Origin of the sequence: Desulfosarcina sp. (assembly GCF_041551955.1) — a bacterium.
In the GTDB taxonomy this organism is placed as follows: domain Bacteria; phylum Desulfobacterota; class Desulfobacteria; order Desulfobacterales; family Desulfosarcinaceae; genus Desulfosarcina.
This window is the reverse complement of sequence record NZ_JBFELV010000258.1, coordinates 1-7,226: the sequence shown is the minus strand read 5'-3', so window position 1 is coordinate 7,226 and position 7,226 is coordinate 1. Positions and strand designations below refer to the sequence as shown.

8 protein-coding genes are annotated in these 7,226 nt (G+C 56.0%); 5 read left to right on the top strand and 3 right to left on the bottom strand.

What is annotated here, in order from left to right; translation table 11 throughout:
• The coding region (locus ABYV26_RS17105) for a beta-ketoacyl synthase N-terminal-like domain-containing protein (RefSeq protein ID WP_372682567.1) at window positions 1–1,015 on the bottom strand (1,015 nt) is incomplete at its 3' end.
• A 325-nt stretch (window positions 1,016–1,340) separates the two neighbouring features.
• On the opposite strand from ABYV26_RS17105, the gene ABYV26_RS17100 reads away from it, so the two are divergent.
• Window positions 1,341–2,957 (top strand): hypothetical protein, encoded by a 1,617-nt coding sequence (locus tag ABYV26_RS17100; RefSeq protein ID WP_372682566.1) that lies wholly within the window; start codon window positions 1,341–1,343, stop codon window positions 2,955–2,957.
• 228 nt (window positions 2,958–3,185) lie between these two features.
• Entirely contained in the window at window positions 3,186–3,602 is a 417-nt protein-coding gene (locus ABYV26_RS17095; RefSeq protein WP_372682565.1) for a hypothetical protein, read from the top strand.
• A gap of 111 nt (window positions 3,603–3,713) precedes the next feature.
• Here the strand turns inward: ABYV26_RS17095 and ABYV26_RS17090 are convergent, their stop codons facing one another.
• The gene (locus tag ABYV26_RS17090; protein ID WP_372682564.1) at window positions 3,714–3,899 is read right to left on the bottom strand and encodes a hypothetical protein; all 186 of its coding nucleotides are present in this window, start codon (window positions 3,897–3,899) and stop codon (window positions 3,714–3,716) included.
• A 95-nt stretch (window positions 3,900–3,994) separates the two neighbouring features.
• Here ABYV26_RS17090 and mobB point away from each other — a divergent pair, with 95 nt between their 5' ends.
• Window positions 3,995–4,486, top strand: coding sequence for a molybdopterin-guanine dinucleotide biosynthesis protein B (gene mobB / locus ABYV26_RS17085; RefSeq protein WP_372682563.1), 492 nt, complete (start codon window positions 3,995–3,997; stop codon window positions 4,484–4,486).
• A gap of 71 nt (window positions 4,487–4,557) precedes the next feature.
• Here the strand turns inward: mobB and ABYV26_RS17080 are convergent, their stop codons facing one another.
• The gene (locus ABYV26_RS17080; protein WP_372682562.1) at window positions 4,558–4,737 is read right to left on the bottom strand and encodes a hypothetical protein; all 180 of its coding nucleotides are present in this window, start codon (window positions 4,735–4,737) and stop codon (window positions 4,558–4,560) included.
• Window positions 4,738–5,027: 290 nt separating this feature from the next.
• Between ABYV26_RS17080 and ABYV26_RS17075 the strand changes: the two genes are divergently transcribed.
• Window positions 5,028–6,494, top strand: a complete 1,467-nt coding sequence (locus ABYV26_RS17075) for an ATP-binding protein (protein WP_372682561.1) — start codon at window positions 5,028–5,030, stop codon at window positions 6,492–6,494.
• Window positions 6,495–6,612: 118 nt separating this feature from the next.
• Window positions 6,613–7,226, top strand: a 614-nt coding sequence (locus ABYV26_RS17070) for a hypothetical protein (RefSeq protein ID WP_372682560.1), incomplete at its 3' end; no start/stop codon positions are given.

Here is a 7,226-nt window from a genome sequence, read left to right as displayed (position 1 = left end):
GGGGTGCATGCTGGTAAGCCCGCTCCAGGGACAGGGCCTGGCCGGGAACGCTGGGCGCCGTAATGCCAGAACCGCCGCCGTCCGAGGAGATTCCCCAGCCGTGAATCACGGCATAAACCCGATCGCCATCCTGTCTGGCCGCAGGCAGGGTTTTAAGCACGATGAAACCGCAGCCCTCGCCGGGGATGAACCCTTTCCCGCCGCGGTCATACACCGTCATTTCACCGTCGGTGAGCGCACCGGTCTTGGCAAAACCAATCAGCTCGAACGGGTCCAGGCTGACATCCACGCCTCCCACGATAGCCAGGTCCAGATCCTGGTCTACCAATCGCGAGGCGGCGTGGGCCACGGCCAACAGCGATGAAGAACAGGCCCCGTCGACCGTGAAGCCTCCGCCCATGAGGTTGAGATGATTACAGATGCGGCCGGCAATGGTATTGGAAAGCCCGCCGGCCAGGGTGTCTTCGTCCACCGGAGGAAAGACGGCAGTGTAGCGCGCCTTCAGGGTCCGGGTGAGCGCATGAATCTGCCGGTCGTCCATCCCCTGGGTTCGGGCGGCAACCTGCAGCGCCCGACGGACGAAAGGCCAACGCAGCCGCATGGTGTTGGCCCGGGTCTGCTCGCCGGTAAGCGTGTTGCCGATAATGACGCCGGTGCGCTCACCAGGCAGGGTCTCGCGGGTGTAACCGGCATCGGCCACGGCCGCCAAGCTGGTCTCCAGGGCCAGCCAATGTACGATATCCGTGGTGCGTACGGTGGAAAACGGGATTCTCCTGTCAGCCCAGTCAAAGTCGAACCCGTCGATGACCGCGGCTTGGCGGCCATACGTCTTGTCAGGCGCTTTTTTGTCCGCATCGTAATAATCCGCCAGTGGTAACCGGCAATCCGGAATCCGGCGGAACTGCCGCCGTCGAGCCAATATATTTTCCCACAGATGTCGGGGCGTGGCTGCGTCAGGATATCGACATGCCAGTCCAATCACAGCAATTGCCGGTGGCGAAGGCCGGTGCGTCATGTCTCCCCTCACTTTCTATAATAATTTTAATATCAGCATGTTAGGCAGTACTTGAAGCGCTGCTTAGCAATACGGGTAGATTCAGACACACATAATCATGAAATATCCATGCCAGATCTTCAAAACCATCGGACATCGTTATAAAATGACCGATTCACCAATCTTCGGCAGCGTTGTTTCCGATGCCGTCGGAATTAGACACTCGCAAATCAATGCCGGTTATGAGATAAAATAACCGTTGCGGTTGCCGTCGTCGGCACATGTGTCGACAATCGGTGTATCTTTATTGAGCACGGTTATCATTCAGGAAAGAGGGAGCACTGGCATGAAGCTGCGCACCTGTGTTTCACCGTCGGGTCGGTTTATTGTCGGCCTGCACCGGCCGCATTTCACCGCCGACAATTTTCGTGAGACGGACCGACTGGACGACCTGGGCACGTTACCGAAGGGTTCCCGTCACCGCAATGGCGCCAATTTTCCTTGTGGGCCGGTACACGAACCGGAGGCGGACTGGATCTTCGAGGTTCCCAACGCCTTCCCCTTCAGAGGCACCACCTACATCGGCAAGAGATGGGCGGACGCCCGTGCACAAAGGCCCGAGGCCATCGCACTGCCTGAGGCACCGGAAATCTCTTTTTTTGAAGGTCACTCCGATGAACGTGCGGCCACCCTGGCTATCCGCAATCTGCCCCGCCCGCTTCAGCTGGCGCTGGCGGTAACGTCGACCGATGCCCGCGACCTGTGTGCACTGGCCCATATGGCCTGCACCTTATGCTTGGATGAAAACAGCGGTCGCCCCTGGGGAATGGCCTATGAGAGGCGATCCGACGGACGAATCAAGGCGGTAATCGCGGATGAGGGCCTGTTCGAAGCCGTGGCCAACAACCGCCACTTGCCCTACGCATATCAGCAGGCCATGGTGCTTCGTCCCGGCGCTCAGGGAGATAGCGAGATCGTGGGTGAATGGTGCCAATCGAACCCGGACAGCCATGTGTTCGAGTACCTGCGCAGGAATTCCTATATCCCATGGGGTCACTATGCCGCCAACATGGCCGACGACACCGTGCGGTACCGATTGCAGGATTTGACCCTGCAGGATATGATCGGCATGCGCCACCTCTATTACCAAAGAAGCTATTCCCGCTTGGCCGGCTTGTTGGATGTGCCCCCCAAAATCGGCGGTCGAACCCTGACCATCGATGAACTGGAAATGCTGAGGCTGACCATCTTAAGGGAGTTGAAGAGAGAGAAAACCATTGCGTTTGACCGAACCCTGTGGGGCTGGAATTACGGGTTTGACTATGCACCCAGCGGATACCGCCTGCATGCCTCCCACCAGCAGATCCACCAACAATTCGCCCTGATCCCGACCGAGGTCCCGTTGGCGGCGGACGAGGGTTACCTTCCGGCATACGCATGCGGGGATCTGATAAGCGATTTCGTCAAGGCGTTCCGCCAGGAAACAGGGAGAGGTTTTTTTGAATGCTACCAGCAGGCAATCGTGGCCAACCGGCGGATGGATGGAAACGCACAGCGCGAGCAGAGCCTGGTGGTTTTTGAGGACGAACGAGTGATTCTGTTCGTGCCCAAGGCCCAGACCTCACAGTGGGAGCTGAACCTGATGCCCAAAACACCGGTGGGCAGCGTTGTTGAGGCCGACACGCCCATGCGACAATCTCTGGACCGGGCCATATTGGCCGCCGTCAAGGTGCTTGGGGCCATGGGTGCCCGCATGATCACGACCATTGAATATTCGACATCCGTCGTCGGCGACGATAAGGACCAGCGCCTGCTGATTACCTTTTTGCCCAGGCTGCCGGATTCCCCGGGGGCATTCAGCGAAGCCCAACTACGCTGGATCAATGGGCACTACCCGGAGGACTTTGCCCTGGCATGCCGCCGCCATCTGCCTGAAGGGAAGGATACAAGCCAGCGCCGGTGAATGTCCCATCGGCACTTTTCTTTACGGGGCGTTTATTCGTCGAGCCATCAACCGGCGCGTTATAAAAAAGGTTGCCAATCCCCAGGAAATACGGTTTATATTACAGATGCAATCGCACCGGGTCTGAATCTCCAGCACAGGCGTTTCCCGCTTCCCCATCTTCCCCGGTTGGCGATTTCAGTGCCCGTCAATCCATTATCGATCAGCGGTCATGTGGACGATTCTGCCATGAGAGAAATGTTGATGCGTCTGATACAATTCAAGTTTCGCAAACGGCGACGGCTCAGGGCGCGCACGGGCCTTTTCGTGACCTTTGACAACACCCTTTCCAGAAACCAGATCGGTGATATCCATATGGGCGGCCTGTCCTATTATTACGAGGATCATGGTTTCACCATGGGGATGCGCGCCCACGCCCTGCGGATCGTAACGACAGATGACCCCACAGGCATCAACCATATTCCCTTTAAGATTGTGTCCGACAGGGAAACCGGTTCACTGCCTTTTAAAAAACGGCGAATCATTCGCCAAGGCATTCAATTCAATGGCTTGACCTTGGTCCAGAAGCACAAGCTGAGAGATATCCTCCACCACTACACCCACGAATCGACCGAACCCGAGGGTAAAGCCTCTCTGCCCGCCTGACCGGCCCGTCCCGGCCATTTTACCGTGAACCCGCCGCAGACAGACCCGCCGGCAGAGCCGGTGGACGGGAAGTCAACGGTCACCTGTTCCGGCAGACGTTCGGCAACTTATTTAGCCTCTCCGATCTTTATCTTCCACAACAAACGTCTGCATAAGAGCGAAAGGATCACTGACGCCGTAAGGTTTGAGCACAAAGGCATCGGCACCGGCCTCGGTTGCCGGCAATTCGTCGGCAGGGCTGCGCGATGCGAGAATGCAGAAGGTGTCGGGTTGGGCAGCCTCGATTCGGGAAGTCAAATGTCTTGACTTTGGCTATTTCCCGGCTTAATTTTTTCCGGCGAACGGCCGGCGTAGTGACATGTTGCGCATCGTGAATCGAAAAGGAGTATAGTTTGCCGCCTGTTATCTCCATCGTGGGCAAGTCGGAATCCGGCAAAACCACGCTCATCGAACGACTGATTCCAGAATTGAAACGCCGGGGCTACCGCATCGGCATTGTCAAGCATGCCCATCACGGCTTTGATATGGATCGGAAAGGGAAAGACAGCTACCGCCACAGACAGGCAGGGGCAGATACGGTGATGATCGCTTCCCCCGGCCAAATCGCCATGATCAAGAGCGTACCCAATGAGGGTCTGGATGATCTGATCCCTTACTTCGACGATATGGACTTGCTGATCACGGAAGGATTTAAGCGTGACCGCGCTCAAAAAATCGAGATTTTCAGGAACGAACGGCATCAACATCCCGCCTGCCTGGAAGACGACACCCTGATTGCCGTGGTTTCCGACACCCCCCTGGATGTGACGGTTCCCCAGTTCGCGACTACCGACATCCAGGAGATCACTGAATTTATCGTGGCCCGATGCCTGCTCCACCCCTGACGTGACAAGTGAACACCATCGCTGCCCCGTCGGTAGAAGACCGATTATGCCTTCAGGGCTGACAGCCTGGATCAATTCCGTTCAGACACCCCGGCAGAAGGGCCACCGGAGCGGACCGACGCAACCGCATCCCTTCGATCCTTGCCGGATCGTCGCTCGGGAATGAAGCCGGCATAGGTGAACCGGCGCTGCTCAAAGCCTATCCGATGCTCCCCCCGAATGGCATTTGCAAGGCGAGATTTTCTTTTCATGGTCATTTCCAACCTTTTTTTATTTGAGAACCGCACGCCAAGACGGATTTGCGGTCAACCATGACGAATTATCGAAGCAATGGCCGTGCCACGGTGATCGGCCTCCATCCATCGGTCGTTTGTCCGGCCCATGCCTCGCAGCGGCCGTCTTCGGTTACGATTTTTGCGCACGGAATCACGTTTTTTTGTGAATGCCTGTCGGTGTTTGATTTGCCTCGGCGAGTTGTGTTAACGGTAACAACCGACATCAAAAGAGATGGTCTACACTTTATTGGAAAGCACCTCCGCCAATGAATCTGAGATTTGGAATCACCGGGAAACTGCTGGTCTGGTTTCTGGTCATCATCGCTATTTTTTATGGTACCATCCTGGTCCTTTACATCAATGTCCAGCAGGTGGTCAGAATGTCCGGATCCATCGTGGCGAAAAATTATGCCATTGCATCCGGGACCAAAAAGATGATGGAAACCCTGCTGAGCATGGAGGAAAACAAACAGAAGTACCTACTGCTAAAAAAAAGCGACTACCTGGTCTTCTTCAATGAAGCGCAACGGGCCTTTGAAGAAAACCTGACGCAGGTGATCCGACTGACCGCCATGGGCCATGACATTTCCGATGTATGGCGTGACATCCGTCATGATTACGACACCTATCCCAACGCGGCAGAGGTTTACAACTATCTCAGCGGCAAGGTCAAAGATCCTGAAGCCGTCAATACCTTCTGGATCCCCGAAGCGATCGTCAACAGCTGGATCAGTAAGATATCCGAAGAACGGCTGAAAAACGAGCTTGAAATCGAGCAGGCCACGCGGGAAGTGGATCGCAAAGGCCGGCTTTCCGCCAAAAACGGACTCATCGGTCTGGCGGTCTCCAGCCTGGTGGGTTTTTTGGGCATTTGCTACCTGGCTTATTCCATGATCCGCCCATTGCGCGAACTGATGGGTGGCATCCGCGAGATCTCCTCAGATCGGCTCAGCACGCCGCTCAAGGTGCGCAGCCAGGATGAATTCGGTGAACTGGCCCATGCTTTCAATGAAATGTCCAACCGCCTGCGCAAAGAGGAACGCATGCGGTCCGATTTCATCTCCATGCTCAGCCACGAGATCCGAACGCCACTGACATCCATCCGCGAGTCGGTCAACATGATTCGGGAAGAGGTAATGGGTCCCATCAACAGCCGCCAGGAGAAATTTCTGGGAATCGCCAGCGCTGAAATCAGCCGTATCAGCGACTTGCTGAGTCATCTAATGCAGGCGTCCCGGCTGGAGCCCGGCCTGCTGAACATGCAATTGGAGCCCATCGACCCGCACACTTTCATCTCCGAGTGCGCCCAGAGCATCAAGCTGGCCGTCGAGGCAAAAAACATCGATCTGCGTATCCAAGTCCCCTCCCAATTGCCTCCGATCGTCGGCGACCGCCAGCAGCTGCAACAGGCCATGTTGAATTACCTGTCTAACGCCGTCAAATTTTCCGAACCCGGCACCCGCATCACCGTCAGTGTCCGCCAACACCGTTCACAAAACCGGCTTTCCTTTCTCGTCAAAGACAACGGCCCGGGCATTCTGGACGAAGATCAAGCCTTCTTATTCAATAAATACTATCGGGGTCAGCGAGAACGGGAACGGTTGGAAGGCGTCGGCTTGGGACTCAGCATTGTCAAAAACATCGTCGAATCCCACCATGGCACCGTGTGGGTCAGCAGCCTGGTGGGCGAGGGAAGCACCTTCGGATTCACCCTGCCCAGCGCACCCGAATGATCGTGCAAGCTTGCCGGTGTGAACGTCCATCGTGAATTTTCTTGAATTGTCCGGCGATGGGGATTAAATAGAAAGCGTATCCATTAAAGATGGTGGCTGAATAAACAACAGGGATCACATGATTCGTATTTGGAGCCAATCGTATCGCCTGATGATCATCCTGATCATCGTCACGGGACTGCTTGCGGGCTGCGCGTCCGTTTTACGGGATTTTGACGACCGGATGAACCGAAGGCGATTCACGTCGGATTATGCGTCCTTTGAAAAAGCACTGTCTGTCTATGAGGCCGGTGATTACCAACAGGCCATGGATCGGTTCAGGACGCTTTCGACGGCAAGGACCGATAAAAAACTGGCTCGAAAGGCGTGGCTGGGGGAAATCTGTTGCCGCCTGATGCTGGCGAATACCCAGGCGGACTATACCGTTGCCGTCGGCATGTGGCACGATTTCGGCAAAGCTGCACCGAAAAATGATGATGCCTGGGAGCTGATCCTGCTCGACCCGGTAATCGTTCGCATGACACCCAAAAGCACCACTCGGGTGATCAAGATTTATCCGCCGGCGATAAAGGATTCCGCTAAAACCGCGGCGCCCGCCGTCCGGCCCCCTGACAACCCGAAGCAGAGCGACCAACCCTCTCAAAGCGATCAGGCCGACCTGAAAAAAAAAGCGGCGCAGGCGGATCGATTGCAGCGCCAGTTGGATGCAATCGAAGCCGAAAATCGATCTCT